Source organism: Streptomyces sp. BPTC-684, from assembly GCF_030028635.1.
Taxonomy (GTDB): domain Bacteria; phylum Actinomycetota; class Actinomycetes; order Streptomycetales; family Streptomycetaceae; genus Streptomyces; species Streptomyces noboritoensis.
Map to the genome: position 1 here is coordinate 952,501 of NZ_CP124863.1, position 16,052 is coordinate 968,552.

Sequence of the window (16,052 nt, forward strand, 5' to 3'; positions counted from 1 at the left end):
GTCGTATCCGGTATTAGACCCCGTTTCCAGGGCTTGTCCCAGAGTGAAGGGCAGATTGCCCACGTGTTACTCACCCGTTCGCCACTAATCCACCCCGAAAGGCTTCATCGTTCGACTTGCATGTGTTAAGCACGCCGCCAGCGTTCGTCCTGAGCCAGGATCAAACTCTCCATGAATGTGTACCGGTCATCCGGTGCGCACACACGAAAGAGCGGAACAACCAGGCCGGAATAAGGCCGGTTATCCTCAGCGTCCTCGCTGTGTAATTGCCACCCGCAAGCGGATGGACTTTTCAAAGGAACCTCCAACCCACCACAAGGGATGGGCCGGGGTTGTCAATCTGGCGTTGACTTTTGGCACGCTGTTGAGTTCTCAAGGTACGGACGCTTCCTTTGTTCCCGTTTCCGGGCCCTCCGGGCGCTTCCTTCGTTTCCGACTCTATCAGACCGTTTCCCGGTCCGACTTCCTCGGCGCTTTCCAGGTTCCCGCTTTCGCGTTTCCCTTTCCGGCGGCTCCGACTTTATCAGAGATCCTGAGTCGGAATTTCCCTCCCGTTCGGTTTCCCTGTCCCCGCGTCGCTGACGCGGATGGCACGCGAAGGTGCCGGGTTCCCGTGTGGAGGAGATGTAAACGTACTGGAGCGGGGCGCCCCGATGCAAATCGAGGGGCCCCGCTCCGGGCGTACGCCGTGGTGTCAGACGGGTCGTCAGACCTCGACGACGACCGGGAGGATCATCGGGCGCCGACGGTAGGTGTCCGAGACCCACTTGCCGACCGAGCGGCGGATCAGCTGCTGGAGCTGGTGGGGCTCGACGACGCCGTCCTGGGCGGACTTGTTCAGCGCCTCTTCGACCTTCGAGACCACGGGGGTGAAGGCCGAGTCCTCGATGCCGGAACCGCGTGCCTGGATCGTCGGACCGCTGACGATCTTGCCGCTCGACGAGTCGACGACCACGAAGACCGAGATGATGCCCTCGTCCCCGAGGATGCGGCGGTCCTTGAGCGAGGACTCGGTGACGTCGCCGACCGAGAGGCCGTCCACGTACACGTAACCCGCCTGGACCTTGCCGACGATCTTCGCGGCGCCGTCGACCAGGTCGACGACCACTCCGTCCTCGGCGATGACGATGTGGTTCTTCGGGACGCCGGTGAGGGCTCCGAGCTCCGCGTTCGCCCGCAGGTGACGCCATTCGCCGTGGACCGGCATCAGGTTCTTCGGCTTGCAGATGTTGTAGAAGTACAGCAGCTCGCCGGCCGAGGCGTGGCCCGAGACGTGCACCTTGGCGTTGCCCTTGTGGACGACGTTCGCGCCCCAGCGGGTCAGACCGTTGATGACGCGGTAGACCGCGTTCTCGTTGCCCGGGATCAGGGACGACGCCAGGATCACCGTGTCGCCCTGGACGATCCGGATCTGGTGGTCGCGGTTGGCCATCCGGGACAGCGCCGCCATGGGCTCGCCCTGCGAGCCGGTGCAGACCAGCACGACCTCGTCGTCCGGCAGGTCGTCGAGCGTCTTGACGTCCACGACCAGGCCCGCGGGGACCCGGAGGTAGCCGAGGTCGCGCGCGATGCCCATGTTGCGGACCATCGAGCGGCCGACGAAGGCGACCCGGCGGCCGTACTCGTGGGCGGCGTCCAGGATCTGCTGGATGCGGTGCACGTGGCTGGCGAAGCTGGCCACGATGATCCGCTTGTCGGCGTTCGCGAACACCGTGCGCAGGACGTTGGAGATGTCCCGCTCCGGCGGTACGAAGCCGGGGACCTCGGCGTTCGTCGAGTCGGAGAGGAGGAGGTCGATGCCCTCCTCGCTCAGCCGGGCGAAGGCGTGCAGGTCCGTGAGGCGCCCGTCCAGCGGGAGCTGGTCCATCTTGAAGTCGCCGGTGGCGACGGCCAGGCCCGCGGGGGTGCGGATGGCCACCGCGAGGGCGTCCGGGATGGAGTGGTTGACCGCGATGAACTCGCAGTCGAAGGGGCCCAGGCGCTCGCGGTCGCCCTCGGCGACCTCCAGCGTGTACGGGCGGATGCGGTGCTCCTGGAGCTTCGCCTCGATCAGCGCGAGGGTCAGCTTGGAGCCGATCAGCGGGATGTCCGGCTTCTCGCGGAGCAGGTACGGGACGCCGCCGATGTGGTCCTCGTGGCCGTGCGTGAGCACGATGCCCTCGATGTCGTCGAGGCGGTCCCTGATGCTGCTGAAGTCCGGCAGGATCAGGTCGACGCCGGGCTGCTCCTCCTCGGGGAAGAGCACGCCGCAGTCGACGATGAGCAGGCGGCCGCCGTACTCGAAGACCGTCATGTTCCGGCCGATTTCGCCGAGACCGCCGAGCGGGGTGACGCGCAGGCCGTTCTTGGGAAGCTTCGGCGGGGTGCCGAGTTCGGGATGCGGATGACTCAAAAGACTCTCCTCACCACACACGCCACGTACCTCCGAGGCACGTGGCGCGCATGACATTCGTGCACTTGCTGTTGTCTGTTTCGTTCTTCGTATTCAGTTGTGAAGTCTGTGGTGGCAGCTGTACCCCGCAGGAGTTACAGCTCTACCCCGCCGGCCGCAAGATCGATCTTGAGCTGGGCGGTTTCCTCCGCCGTCAGGTCGATCATCGGCAGGCGCAGCGGTCCGCCGGGCAGCCCCTGCAGGGCCAGCGCGGCCTTGGTGGTGATCACTCCCTGGGTACGGAACATGCCCGTGTACACCGGGAGCAGTCGCTGGTGGATCTCGATGGCCTTCTGGACGTTGCCCGAGAGGTACGCGTCGAGGAGCGCGCGCAGCTCGGGGGTGACCACGTGGCCGACGACCGAGACGAAGCCGACCGCGCCGACCGAGAGCAGCGGAAGGTTGAGCATGTCGTCGCCGGAGTACCAGGCGAGGCCGGAGCGGGCGATGGCCCAGCTGGCACGGCCGAGGTCGCCTTTGGCGTCCTTGTTGGCGACGATACGCGGGTGCTCGGCGAGGCGCACCAGGGTTTCGGTGTCGATCGGGACACCACTGCGGCCGGGGATGTCATAGAGCATCACCGGGAGCTCGGTGGCGTCGGCGATGGCCGAGAAGTGCCGGTACAGGCCCTCCTGGGGGGGCTTGTTGTAGTACGGCGTGACGGCGAGCAGGCCGTGTGCGCCGGAGCGCTCGGCCGTGCGGGCCAGCTCCAGGGTGTGACGCGTGTCATTCGTGCCGATGCCGGCGACGACGTGGGCCCGGCCTCCTACCGCTTCCAGTACGGCCCGTACGAGCTGGTCTTTCTCCGCGTCGCTGGTGGTCGGGGACTCGCCGGTGGTGCCGTTGACGATCAGTCCGTCGTTGCCTGCGTCGACCAGGTGGACGGCGAGGCGCTGCGCGCCGTCGAGGTCGAGTGCGCCGTCCGCCGTGAAGGGCGTGACCATGGCGGTGAGGACCCGCCCGAAGGGGGTCTGCGGAGTGGAGATCGGAGCCATGGGTAACACGCTACTCGCTGCTCAGCGCCCGGTGTCCCCTCGGGGGACGTGGCAGAGGGAGCCCGGCACTGCCTGCTCGGGGGTTCAAGCAGTGCCGGGTCCGTTTGATCAGCCTAGATGAACTTCATGAAACGCCGCAATACGGACACTTTGCGCGGCCCATCCGCACATCTGTGCCCGTACGGGCACCTTCGGGCCACTTGCGGGGCCGCGCGGTCGTTGGCGTCGAAGGGGCAACACCTGGTCTGACCATGCGTCACAGAATTCTTCGGCCAATTCGGGGGATTCGGGCACCAATCCTCAACTCCGTACGTCTGTACCAGTAGACGCATCACAGTTCGCGCACCACACCACACCGCAGCCCGCGCACCACCCCAGAGACAAGGAGAAGCCCCTCATGTTCCGCCGGCGTGAGTCCGTTCCCTTCGCGTTCGTCGCCGAGGCCGACCGCTTCCGCAGCAATGTCGCCCCGCCGCCGCGCGAGCGTGCCGGCGCCGGACGAATAGTGGGCCGTACGCTGGTCGGGCTCACCGTGGTGGCCGGGCTCGCGGGCTCGCTCCTGTTCGGCCTGCCCGCGCTGCAGCCCAGCCAGTCGCCGGGACACTCCCAGCAGTCCCAGGCGGACGGCCGCTGACTCCCCCCCTCGCCCGAATGGCGTGGGAGGCACCCCCACGGCCCCCCGGAGCTGGTCGTTCCACCGCCTCCTGGGTAGCCTCACCGGGCACAGCCAATCGAGCGTGCTTGTGAGTGAGGATCAGTCGTGCCCCTGCCCTTCCTGACGGCCGACCGCGCATTCGATGCGACCGCCGACGACGTCGCGCTGCCCTTCGACGACCACGACCGCTGGCGGCGTCCCTACCGACCGGGCCCCTGGCGGGTCGGAGCGGCCGCGGTGCTGCTGCTCCTCGCCTCGTTCGTGCTGCTCGCCGCGGTGATCATCGCGTTCACGGGTGGTCCGGCCGCGGCGCTCGCGGTCCTGGTGGTCGCCCTCGCCGTGATCGCGTCGGCGCTGCGGATGCTGCGGATGGGCGTCTGGGTCAGCCGGGCCGGGCTGCGTCGGGTCCGCTTCCTGAGCACCTCCACGGTGCCGTGGCAGCAGATCGAGGACGTACGGACGGTGCAGCAGCCGGTGCGGTGGCTCGGGCTGCCCCGGACGGTGCAGGGACAGGCGCTGCTCGCCTCCCGGCCCGGCGGGGCGACGCTTCCGGTGCTGCTCACCGACCACAACGCGGACTTCCTGTCGCGCGTCGAGGCGTTCGACCGAGCGGCCGACACGGTGGAGGCGTGGGGCGCGGAGTACGGGCGCCCCTGACCGGGGCCGCGCCCCACGGGCGCGGCGGACTACTCCGCCGCCTCCCGCAGCGTGATCGCCCGCTGCATCGCCTTGCGGGCTCGGGGGGTGTCGCGGGCGTCCTGGTAGGCCACGGCCAGGCGGAACCAGCAGCGCCAGTCGTTCGGGGTGTCCTCCGTCTCCGCCTTGCGGCGGGCGAAGACCGCGTCGGCCGAGTCGCGGTCGATGCGGCCGCCGGGGGTGCGGACCAGCTCGTCGACCGGGAGGCCGCCCTCGGCCTCCAGTTCGGCGGCGAGGGCGTTGGCCCGGGTCACGAAGCGGGTGTTGGCCCACAGGAACCAGATGCCGATCAGCGGCAGCACCAGGACCGCGATCCCCATGGGGACGGTGATCAGCTTGCCGTCCTGGATGAGCATCACGCCCCGGCTGCCGACCAGGACGAAGTAGAAGACCAGGACGGCAGCCGTGACGAAGTAAGTGATCTTTGCGCGCATGACCGGCAGTCCAGCTCAGTTCAGGTCGAGGAAGTGTTCCAGGCCGAAGGTCAGGCCCGGAGTGGTCACCACGCGGCGCGCGCCGAGCAGGATGCCCGGCATGAAGCTGCTGTGGTGGAGCGAGTCATGACGGATCGTCAGCGTCTCGCCCTCGGCGCCCAGGAGGACCTCCTGGTGCGCCAGCAGACCGCGCAGCCGGACCGCGTGGACGGGGACGCCGTCGACGTCCGCGCCGCGCGCCCCGTCCAGCGCCGTCGCCGTGGCGTCCGGCGCGGGGGCCACGCCAGCCTCGGCGCGGGCCGCCGCGATCAGCTGCGCGGTGCGCGTGGCGGTGCCCGACGGCGCGTCCACCTTGTTGGGGTGGTGCAGCTCGACGACCTCGACGGACTCGAAGTAGGGGGCGGCGAGCTGCGCGAACCTCATCGTCAGGACGGCCCCGATGGAGAAGTTCGGCGCGATGAGCACACCGGTGGACGGCGAGCCGTCCAGCCAGGCGGTGAGCTGCGCGAGGCGGTCCTCGGTCCAGCCGGTGGTGCCGACGACCGCGTGCATCCCGTGGCGCACACAGAAGTCGAGGTTGCCCATCACCGAGGCGGGGGTGGTCAGTTCGACCACGACCTGGGCGCCGGCGTCGGCGAGCGCCTCCAGCTTGTCGCCCCGGCCCAGCGCGGCCACCAGCTCCATGTCCTCGGCCGCTTCCACGGCCCGTACCGCCTCGGAACCGATCCGGCCCTTGGCGCCGAGGACCGCCACACGCAGCTTGCTCATGCTTGCTTCCTTACGTCCTTACGTACACGTACGGATCAGGAGACCGCTTCATGGAGGCGGTCGGCCTGCTTGTCCTTCAGCGGGCCGATGACGGACAGCGAGGGACGCCGGCCCAGCACATCACGGGCCACCTCGCGGACGTCGTCCGGGGTGACCGCGGCTATCCGGGCCAGCATGTCGTCGACCGACATCTGGGTGCCCCAGCACAGCTCGCTCTTGCCGATGCGGTTCATCAGCGCGCCCGTGTCCTCCAGGCCCAGGACGGTCGAGCCGGAGAGCTGGCCGACCGCGCGGCCGATCTCCTCGTCCGAGAGGCCGTCCGAGGCGACCCGGTCCAGCTCGTCCCGGCAGATCTTCAGGACGTCGTGGACCTGGCTGGGGCGGCAGCCCGCGTACACGCCGAACAGGCCGCAGTCGGCGAAGCCCGAGGTGTACGAGTACACGCTGTAGGCGAGGCCGCGCTTCTCCCGTACCTCCTGGAAGAGGCGGGACGACATGCCGCCGCCCAGGGCCGTGTTCAGCACGCCGAGCGCCCAGCGGCGCTCGTCGGTGCGGGCCAGGCCCGGCATGCCGAGGACGACGTGCGCCTGCTCGGTGCGCCGGTTGAGGAGCTCGACGCGGCCCGCCGTCTTCAGGGTGCGGGCGCCGTCGCGCGGGGCGACGGGAACCGCGTCCGTTTGGGTGAGCGCGCCGGCCTTCTCGAAGGCCTTGCGGACCTGGCGTACGACGGTGGCGTGGTCGACGTTTCCGGCGGCCGCCACGACCAGGTGGCGCGGGTCGTAGTGCTTCTTGTAGAAGCGGGCGACCTGCGACCGGGTCAGCGCGTTGATCGTGTCGACCGTGCCGAGGACCGGGCGGCCCAGCGGGGTGTCGCCGAGCATGGTGTGCGCGAACAGGTCGTGCACGCAGTCGCCCGGGTCGTCCTCGGTCATCGCGATCTCTTCGAGGATGACACCGCGCTCGGCGTCCACGTCCTCTTCGAGGATGAGCGAGCCGGTCAGCATGTCGCAGACGACGTCGATCGCCAGCGGCAGGTCGGTGTCGAGCACGCGCGCGTAGTAGCAGGTGTACTCCTTCGCCGTGAAGGCGTTCATCTCGCCGCCGACCGCGTCGATCGCGGAGGAGATGTCGAGGGCGCTGCGCTTGCGCGTGCCCTTGAAGAGGAGGTGCTCCAGATAGTGCGTGGCGCCGTTGAGCGTGGGCGTCTCGTCGCGGGAGCCGACCTGGACCCAGATGCCGAAGGTCGCCGACCGTACGGAGGGCAGGGTCTCGGTGACGACGCGCAGGCCGCCGGGCAGCGTCGTGCGGCGGACGGTGCCGATGCCGTTGGTGCCCTGGAGAAGCGTTTGGGTACGGGCGACGGCCCGCGCCTCCGAGGAGGTGCGGGCCGTCGCCTTGGAGCTACGGGACGTCACTTGTCGGTGTCGTCCTTCGTCTCGTCGCCTTCTTCGCCCTCGACGACCGGGACCAGGGAGAGCTTGCCGCGGGAGTCGATCTCCGCGATCTCGACCTGGACCTTGGTGCCGACCGCGAGCACGTCCTCGACGTTCTCCACGCGCTTGCCACCGGCGAGCTTGCGGATCTGCGAGATGTGCAGCAGGCCGTCCTTGCCGGGCATCAGGGAGACGAAGGCACCGAAGGTGGTGGTCTTGACGACCGTACCCAGGTAGCGCTCGCCGACCTCCGGCATGGTCGGGTTGGCGATCGCGTTGATCGTGGCGCGGGCGGCCTCGGCCTGCGAGCCGACCTGGGCACCGATGTAGATGGTGCCGTCGTCCTCGATCGTGATCTCGGCGCCGGTGTCCTCCTGGATCTGGTTGATCATCTTGCCCTTGGGGCCGATGACCTCACCGATCTTGTCCACCGGGATCTTGACGGTGATGATCCGCGGGGCGTTCGGGGACATCTCGTCCGGCGTGTCGATCGCTTCCATCATCACGTCGAGGATGTGGAGGCGGGCGTCGCGGGCCTGCTTGAGGGCCGCGGCCAGGACGGAGGCCGGGATGCCGTCCAGCTTGGTGTCGAGCTGGAGGGCGGTGACGAACTCCTTCGTACCGGCGACCTTGAAGTCCATGTCGCCGAAGGCGTCCTCCGCACCGAGGATGTCGGTGAGGGCGACGTAGTGCGTCTTGCCGTCGATCTCCTGGGAGATCAGACCCATGGCGATGCCGGCGACGGGGGCCTTGAGCGGCACACCGGCGTTCAGCAGCGACATGGTGGAGGCGCAGACCGAGCCCATGGACGTCGAGCCGTTGGAGCCGAGGGCCTCGGACACCTGGCGGATCGCGTACGGGAACTCCTCGCGCGTCGGCAGGACCGGCACGATCGCGCGCTCGGCGAGCGCGCCGTGGCCGATCTCGCGGCGCTTCGGCGAACCGACGCGGCCGGTCTCGCCGACCGAGTACGGCGGGAAGTTGTAGTTGTGCATGTAGCGCTTGCGGGTCACCGGGGAAAGGGTGTCCAGCTGCTGCTCCATACGGAGCATGTTGAGGGTGGTGACGCCCAGGATCTGGGTCTCGCCACGCTCGAAGAGCGCCGAGCCGTGCACGCGCGGGATGGCCTCGACCTCGGCGGCCAGGGTACGGATGTCCGTGATCCCGCGGCCGTCGATGCGGACCTTGTCCTTGATGACGCGCTCGCGGACCAGCTTCTTGGTCAGCGCGCGGTAGGCGGCGGAGATCTCCTTCTCGCGGCCCTCGAAGGCCGGGAGGAGCTTCTCGGCGGCCAGCTCCTTGACGCGGTCCAGCTCGGTCTCGCGGTCCTGCTTGCCCGCGATGGTGAGCGCCTGGGCGAGCTCGCCCTTGACCGCGGCGGTGAGCGCCTCCAGGACGTCGTCCTGGTAGTCGAGGAAGACCGGGAACTCGCCGGTCGGCTTCGCGGCCTTGGCGGCGAGGTCGGCCTGGGCCTTGCAGAGCACCTTGATGAAGGGCTTCGCGGCGTCCAGACCGGCGGCGACGACCTCCTCGGTCGGCGCCTCGGCGCCGCCCTTGACCAGCTGGATGGTCTTCTCGGTGGCCTCGGCCTCGACCATCATGATCGCGACGTCGCCGTCCTCCAGGGCGCGGCCCGCGACGACCATGTCGAAGACGGCGTCCTCGAGCTCGGTGTGCGTCGGGAAGGCGACCCACTGGCCGTTGATCAGCGCGACGCGGACGCCGCCGATCGGGCCGGAGAAGGGCAGACCGGCCAGCTGGGTGGACGCGGACGCGGCGTTGATCGCGACGACGTCGTACAGGTGGTCGGGGTTGAGCGCCATGATCGTGGCGACGACCTGGATCTCGTTGCGCAGGCCCTTCTTGAAGGACGGGCGCAGCGGGCGGTCGATCAGGCGGCAGGTGAGGATCGCGTCCTCGGAGGGGCGGCCCTCCCGGCGGAAGAAGGAGCCGGGGATCTTGCCGGCCGCGTACATCCGCTCCTCGACGTCCACCGTCAGGGGGAAGAAGTCGAGCTGGTCCTTGGGCTTCTTGGACGCGGTGGTGGCCGAAAGGACCATCGTGTCGTCGTCCAGGTACGCGACGGCGGAGCCGGCGGCCTGCTTGGCCAGGCGGCCCGTCTCGAAGCGGATGGTGCGGGTGCCGAAGGAACCGTTGTCAATAACGGCCTCGGCGTAGTGGGTCTCGTTCTCCACTAGCGTTTTCTCCGATACTCATCGTCTTTCGTCCCCGGGCCCGTGTGGCGGGGGGACGGTGTGGCGGAGAAGCGCTCCTTGGCTGCGGGCCGGTCTTCGATCGAAGCATCCGGGGGCGTTCTCTCCCGGAGGCCACTACCGAGGACCGGCGGCGGGAGGAGCCTTCTCGCTCATTGTGTGTTGCGTTGTACGACCAGACTACTGAGCGTCCGGTACGTCCCGCACGTACAGCAAAGGGAGCGGCCCCCTAATAGGTGGGAACCGCTCCCTTCACGGCGACTTACTTGGCGCCGCCGGCCGCACCGCGGCGGATGCCCAGGCGGTCGACCAGCGCACGGAAGCGCTGGATGTCCTTCTTGGCCAGGTACTGCAGCAGGCGGCGGCGCTGGCCCACGAGGATCAGCAGACCACGACGCGAGTGGTGGTCGTGCTTGTGGGTCTTGAGGTGCTCGGTCAGGTCCGAGATGCGGCGGGAGAGCATGGCGACCTGGACCTCGGGGGAGCCGGTGTCGCCCTCCTTCTGGCCGAACTCGGACATGATCTGCTTCTTCGTAGCGGCGTCGAGAGACACTCGGTACTCCTCGTAGTCGAAATGTGCCACCGAGTGCCCCTGGTCTTGGTCTCAGGGGAGCTTCCGTTACTCGGGAGGCGGGGATCCGCTGGGCGCAGCCTCCAGAACGATCCGGAGACGCGTACACAAACGGCCGTCACACAGCGTACCAGTACGCGGGGACTCGTCCGATCGGGGGTTCCGGGCGCCCCGGGCGTGTCCCGGCGGCCCGGTCAGCCGCTGGTGAGCGAGCGGGCCCGGTCGAAGACGTCCAGGACGGCCAGGCAGAGCGGGACCAGCGAGAGCAGCACGGCGCCCTCGGCGAGGTCGAGGGTGCGGCCCCAGAAGGGCGAGAGGCCCTTCTTCGGGATGATCAGGCCGATGGCGGTGATCAGGGCGGCGCCGGCGGCGACGGCCGCGGAGAGCCAGATCGTACGGATGTCGAGGGAGCCCCGGTCGCCGTAGCGGACGAAGTCGTACAGCAGGTCGCCGGGCGGGTTCAGGGAGAGGCCGAGGACCAGCAGGGCGATCGCGGCGATCCCGGCCACCAGGACGCAGGCGACCTGCGAGGTGTAGCGGAACAGCCGCGCGCGCAGCAGCATGGCGAGCCCGGCCGCCAGGGCGAGGAGCTGGCCGTAGAGGCTGTGCGAGAAGCCGAGGACGGCGGCGGAGCCGACCACGGTCGCGGCGCAGCCGCCGACCAGGCCGAGCAGCATCTCGTGGCCGCGCCGGGCCTGGGCGGCGATGCGCTCGGCGTCGACGGGGCGGGCGTCGGGGGTGCTGGGCTCGGCGCCGAAGTCGTCGGCGGTGGCGCTGCGCGGGGAGGCGTAGCCGATGGGGAGCCGGGCGAAGCGGGCCGAGAGGCCGGGCAGGAAGGCGACCAGGCCGATGGCGACCGGGGCGCAGACCGCGGCCGTCCGGGTGGCGGTGGACTCGGTGAGGATCGCGACGAAGGTGGCGAGGGTGCCGGTGGCGGCGAGGAAGGTGGTCGCCACGAACGGGGCGTCGCCGCTCGGGGTGAGGACGACCAGGGACACCGAGGCGACCAGGACGGTGACGCAGCCGAGCAGGAACTGGAGCTTGCCGGGGCCGTCGCCGCTGTCCGGGCCGATGATGCCGGAGCCCGCGATGAGCAGCAGGGGCAGTGCGCCCAGGCCCAGGGCGACGGCGCTGGCGCGGTCGGAGTAGACCCGGGCCCGGACCCCCGCGAAGGCGGTGAGCAGCAGTCCCGCGGAGCCCGCGATGATGCCGGGCAGGCCGTGCATGTCGTGGTCGACCGGGTCCGCGTACCAGAGGACGAAGCCCATCAGGACGAGCAGCAGGACGCCGCCGACCAGGCCCGCCCAGCGCAGCAGGTCGTCGCTCCACAGGTGGCGGTCGCGGGTGACGGCGGAGGCGACGGCGTCCGAGACGTCGTCGAAGACGGCGGGCGGCAGCGACTCGGCGAACGGGCGCAGGCTCAGCAGCTCCCCGTCGAGGACCTGCTGGGCGGCGAGGGTGCGGGCGCCGTCGAGGACGGTGCCGTCGCGGCGCACCAGGTGGTAGCCGGTGGGCGCGCCCGCGGGCTGGGTCTGGCCGGTGAGCCGGAGGATCTCCGGGTAGACGTCGGCGACGGCGATGTCCTCCGGGAGGGCCACATCGATGCGACTGTCGGGCGCCACCACCGTGACCCGGCAGAAGCCTGTCGCTGCGGTCGTACTCACGTCCTCGGACCCCCTGATTCGCGGTTGCGCACACTGCGCGCGCCACCCTACCGGGCTCCGGTGTCACAGGCTGCAAGTAGGATCACCGTCGCGCGCAGGAAGCCTCCGAAACGAGCGGTCACGGGGGCGCCGGAACGCAAGTGACCGTCCGTATTGAGGGATTGATGCTCCGGTGAGCCAGATCGTCGTCAAACGCCCGCCGCGGTCCTTGCCGCCCGAAGTGTCCTCGGATGAACTGCGGCTTGAGGGGCCGCCGGAGCTGCCGCGCGGGCAGCAGGAGTCGATGCTGATGCAGCTCCTGCCGATGCTCGGCATGGGCTCGTCGGTGGTGTTCTTCTTCATGCCCAACTCGGCGCCGTTCATGAAGATCATGGGCGCGTTGATGCTGGTCTCCACACTGGCGATGGTGATCGCGCAGCTGGTGAAGTTCCGCAAGGGTGCGCAGGGGCAAATGGCAGATGTCCGGCGCGACTACCTCAAGTACCTCGCCCAGACGCGGCGTACGGTGCGCAAGACCGCGCGCCGCCAGCGCGACGCGCAGCTGTATCTGCACCCGGCGCCCGAGCAGTTGTGGTCGGTGGTCGCGGAGGGCTCGCGGGTGTGGGAGCGCCGGGTCGGCGACGACGACTTCGGGCAGGCCCGGATCGGCCTGGGCGCCCAGCAGCTCGCCACCCCGCTGATAGCGCCGGAGACGGCGCCGGTGGACGAGCTGGAGCCGCTGTGCGCGGGCGCCATGCAGCAGTTCCTCGCGGTGCACGGCTCGCTGGACGGGCTGCCGATGGCCGTCTCGATGCGCGCCTTCTACCACGTGACGGTCTCCGGCGACCCGGACGCCTCCCAGTCGGCGGCGCGCGCGCTGGTGGCGCAGCTGGTGACGCTGCACTCCCCCGACGACCTGATGGTCGCCGTGGTGGCGGCGCCGGGCGCGGTGGCGCGCTGGGACTGGACGAAGTGGCTGCCGCACACCCAGGTGCCCGGCCAGGTCGACGGGGCCGGTACGAAGCGGCTGTTCGGTGACGACCTGGGCGAGCTGGAGCTGCTGCTGCACAGCAGGCTGGACGGGCGGCCCCGGTTCAGCCGGGACAACCAGCCGGTCCTGGACCAGCCGCACCTGGTGGTCGTGCTGGACGGCGGGATGGTGCCGCCGGACTCGGCGTTCGCGGCCGCCGAGGGATTGCAGGGCGTCACCATCATCGAGGTGGTGCCGGGCGAGCTCGACGAGCCGCGCGGCGGTCTCTCGGTGGTCGTGCGGCCGGGCCGGCTGCGCCTGGAGTCGGGCTTCGGGCTCGCGTACGAGGGCGTGCCCGACCAGATGTCGCTGCCGGCCGCCGAGGCGCTGGCCCGCCAGCTCGCGCCGCTGCAGATGGGCACCGGTGACGACGACGAGCCGCTGCTCGCCAACCTGGACTTCACGGACCTGCTGAACCTCGGGGACGCGGGCTCCATCGACGTGGCCCGCACCTGGCGGCCGCGCTCGACGGCCGAGCGGCTGCGGGTGCCGATCGGCGTCGGCGAGGACGGCCAGCCGGTGATGCTGGACCTCAAGGAGGCCGCGCAGGAGGGCATGGGCCCGCACGGCCTGTGCGTGGGCGCGACCGGCTCCGGCAAGTCGGAGCTGCTTCGCACCCTGGTGCTCGGCCTCGCGGTCACCCACACCTCGGAGACGCTGAACTTCGTCCTCGCGGACTTCAAGGGCGGCGCGACCTTCACCGGCATGTCGCAGATGCCGCACGTGGCGGCGGTCATCACCAACCTGGCGGACGACCTGACCCTGGTCGACCGCATGGGCGACGCGATCCGCGGCGAGCTCCAGCGCCGCCAGGAGCTGCTGCGCTCGGCGGGCAACTACGCCAACATGCACGACTACGAGAAGGCGCGCGCGGCGGGCGCCCCCCTCGAACCGCTGGCCTCGCTGGTCCTGGTGATCGACGAGTTCTCCGAACTCCTCACCGCCAAGCCCGACTTCATCGACATGTTCATCCAGATCGGCCGCATCGGCCGCTCCCTGGGCGTGCACCTGCTGCTGGCCTCGCAGCGCCTGGAGGAGGGCAAGCTGCGCGGCCTCGACACGTACCTCTCGTACCGCGTGGGTCTGCGCACCTTCTCGGCGGCCGAGTCGCGCACGGCGCTCGGCGTCCCCGACGCCTACCACCTGCCGTCGGTGCCGGGCTCGGGCTACCTCAAGTTCGGCACGGACGAGATGGTCCGCTTCAAGGCGGCGTACGTGTCGGGCACCTACCGCTCCGGCGGCCCCGACCTCACCGTGGGCCCGCTGCCGATCGAGCGGCGCACCGCGCTGTTCACGGCGGCCCCGGTGCCGGTCGTCTACGCGGCACCCGACCCGGCGGCCCTCCGGGGCCCGGGCGAGGACGACGCGCTGGCCGACACGGTGCTCGACGTGATCGTGCGGCGCCTGGAGGGGCAGGGCGTGCCCGCCCACCAGGTGTGGCTGCCGCCGCTGGACGACGCGCCCACGCTCGACCAGCTGCTGCCGGGCATCGCGACGACGGCGGAGCGCGGTCTCAACGCGACGGAGTACACCCGCCCGGGCGGTCTGATCGTGCCGCTCGGCCTCATCGACAAGCCCTTCGAGCAGCGCCGCGAGGTGCTCTACCGGGACTTCTCGGGCGCGGCGGGCCACATGCTGCTCGTCGGCGGCCCGCAGTCCGGCAAGTCGACGCTGCTGCGCACCCTGATCTCGTCGTTCGCGCTCACCCACACCCCGCACGAAGTGCAGTTCTACGGGCTGGACTTCGGCGGTGGCGGTCTGTCGGCCGTCGCCGACCTGCCGCACGTGGGCGGCATCGCCTCACGTCTGGACCCCGAGCGGGTGCGGCGTACGGTGGCGGAGGTCGCGGGCGTGCTCAACCGGCGCGAGGAGTTCTTCCGCGCCAACGGCATCGACTCCATCTCCACCTACCGGCGCCGCCGCGCGGCCGGTGAGCTGCCGGGCGAGGCCTGGGGCGACGTGTTCCTGGTCATCGACGGCTGGGGCGCCTTCCGCGGCGACTACGAGATGCTCGACGGCGTCGTCCAGGACATCGCGAGCCGGGGCCTGGGCTACGGCATCCACGTCATCCTCACGGCCTCCCGCTACATGGAGGTGCGCGCCGCGCTCAAGGACCAGATCCTGGGCCGCCTCGAACTGCGGCTCGGCGACTCGATGGACTCCGAGTTCGACCGCAAGGTCGCCGCGAACGTGCCGGTGGGCATGCCGGGCCGCGGCCAGGTCGCGGAGAAGCTGCACTTCATGTCGGCGCTGCCGCGCATGGACGGCTCGTGCGACCCCGAGACGCTCTCCCAGGCCACCGAGGCGTTCGTGCGTACGGTGAAGGAGGCGTGGCAGGGCCCGGCGGCCCCCACCGTCCGGCTGCTCCCCCGCCGCCTCCCGGCCGACCAGCTGCCGAAGGGCTTCGAGTACCCGCAGCACGGCGTGGCGATCGGCATCGACGAGACCAATCTGGAACCGGTGTTCGTCGACTTCGAGACCGACCCGTTCTTCCTGGTCTTCGGCGAGAGCGAGTCGGGCAAGACGGCTCTGCTTCGCCACCTCGCCCAGAAGATCTCCGAGCGGTACTCGCCGGACGAGGCGAAGATCGTGGTCGGCGACTACCGCCGCTCGCTCCTGGACGTGGTCCCCGACACGCATCTGCTGGAGTACGCGCCGCTGTCCAGCGCGCTTGAGATGCACATGAACGCCCTGGCGGACCTGATGGTGCGCCGCCAGCCCCCGGCGGACGTGACCCCGCAGCAGCTGCGCGACCGCTCCTGGTGGACCGGCCCGCAGGTCTTCATCATCATCGACGACTACGAGCTGGTGTCGACGAACGCGGGCAACCCGCTGTCGGTGATGGTGGAGAACCTGCCGTTCTCCCGGGACGTCGGCGTCCGCTTCATCATCGCCCGCAGCTCGGCGGGCGCGTCCCGCTCGATGTACGAGACGTTCATGCAGCGCATCAAGGAGCTCGGCGCACAGGGCGTGGTCCTGTCCGGCGACCCGAACGAGGGCGACGTGCTCGGCAACGTCCGCCCCCGCCCGATGCCGCAGGGCCGCGGCTACTTCGTCTCCCGCAAGCGCGGCACCCCGCTGGTGCAGTTGGGCTGGCTCCCCGACCAGTGACAGCCCGGAGTGGTGACAGTAGGAGGAACGGGCGGTACGGCCCGCCCGCTCCAACTACTGTGACAGGCACTG

At 70.1% G+C, this 16,052-nt stretch carries 11 protein-coding genes and 1 rRNA gene (1 of these 12 running past the window's edge); 3 read left to right on the top strand and 9 right to left on the bottom strand.

The features are described from left to right. The 3 genes from QIY60_RS04115 to dapA form a co-directional block, all read right to left on the bottom strand. Positions 1-176: ribosomal RNA gene (locus QIY60_RS04115) — 16S ribosomal RNA — on the bottom strand; it reaches 1,352 nt to the left of the window's first position. Between the two features lie 530 nt (positions 177-706). Beyond that, positions 707-2,392 carry a ribonuclease J gene (locus QIY60_RS04120; RefSeq protein ID WP_101390480.1) on the bottom strand — a complete coding sequence of 562 codons (1,686 nt, stop codon included), beginning with the start codon at positions 2,390-2,392 and terminating at the stop codon, positions 707-709. A 134-nt stretch (positions 2,393-2,526) separates the two neighbouring features. Then, positions 2,527-3,426, bottom strand: a complete 900-nt coding sequence (gene dapA, locus QIY60_RS04125; protein ID WP_283141185.1) for a 4-hydroxy-tetrahydrodipicolinate synthase — start codon at positions 3,424-3,426, stop codon at positions 2,527-2,529. A 397-nt stretch (positions 3,427-3,823) separates the two neighbouring features. Here dapA and QIY60_RS04130 point away from each other — a divergent pair, with 397 nt between their 5' ends. Both QIY60_RS04130 and QIY60_RS04135 read left to right on the top strand, forming a co-directional pair. Beyond that, positions 3,824-4,060, top strand: coding sequence for a hypothetical protein (locus QIY60_RS04130; protein WP_283141186.1), 237 nt, complete (start codon positions 3,824-3,826; stop codon positions 4,058-4,060). Between the two features lie 126 nt (positions 4,061-4,186). Continuing rightward, entirely contained in the window at positions 4,187-4,738 is a 552-nt protein-coding gene (locus QIY60_RS04135) for a PH domain-containing protein (RefSeq protein WP_283141187.1), read from the top strand. Between the two features lie 29 nt (positions 4,739-4,767). Here QIY60_RS04135 and QIY60_RS04140 read toward each other — a convergent pair whose 3' ends face one another. The 6 genes from QIY60_RS04140 to eccD form a co-directional block, all read right to left on the bottom strand. Continuing rightward, the gene (locus tag QIY60_RS04140) at positions 4,768-5,211 is read right to left on the bottom strand and encodes a hypothetical protein (protein WP_283141188.1); all 444 of its coding nucleotides are present in this window, start codon (positions 5,209-5,211) and stop codon (positions 4,768-4,770) included. A 15-nt stretch (positions 5,212-5,226) separates the two neighbouring features. Further along, positions 5,227-5,979: a 4-hydroxy-tetrahydrodipicolinate reductase gene (dapB, locus tag QIY60_RS04145; RefSeq protein WP_283141189.1), complete on the bottom strand. Its 753-nt coding sequence runs from the start codon at positions 5,977-5,979 to the stop codon at positions 5,227-5,229. A 35-nt stretch (positions 5,980-6,014) separates the two neighbouring features. Then, positions 6,015-7,394 (bottom strand): pitrilysin family protein, encoded by a 1,380-nt coding sequence (locus QIY60_RS04150; protein ID WP_283141190.1) that lies wholly within the window; start codon positions 7,392-7,394, stop codon positions 6,015-6,017. Further along, the gene (locus QIY60_RS04155) at positions 7,391-9,607 is read right to left on the bottom strand and encodes a polyribonucleotide nucleotidyltransferase (protein WP_283141191.1); all 2,217 of its coding nucleotides are present in this window, start codon (positions 9,605-9,607) and stop codon (positions 7,391-7,393) included. The genes QIY60_RS04150 and QIY60_RS04155 overlap by 4 nt, the downstream gene beginning before the upstream one ends. A gap of 280 nt (positions 9,608-9,887) precedes the next feature. Next, complete coding sequence (rpsO, locus tag QIY60_RS04160; protein WP_067164948.1) at positions 9,888-10,178, bottom strand: 30S ribosomal protein S15; 291 nt, start codon at positions 10,176-10,178, stop codon at positions 9,888-9,890. A 212-nt stretch (positions 10,179-10,390) separates the two neighbouring features. Then, positions 10,391-11,860 carry a type VII secretion integral membrane protein EccD gene (gene eccD / locus QIY60_RS04165; protein WP_283141192.1) on the bottom strand — a complete coding sequence of 490 codons (1,470 nt, stop codon included), beginning with the start codon at positions 11,858-11,860 and terminating at the stop codon, positions 10,391-10,393. Between the two features lie 172 nt (positions 11,861-12,032). Here eccD and eccCa point away from each other — a divergent pair, with 172 nt between their 5' ends. Continuing rightward, complete coding sequence (eccCa, locus tag QIY60_RS04170) at positions 12,033-15,980, top strand: type VII secretion protein EccCa (RefSeq protein WP_283141193.1); 3,948 nt, start codon at positions 12,033-12,035, stop codon at positions 15,978-15,980. Positions 15,981-16,052: the final 72 nt, after the last annotated feature.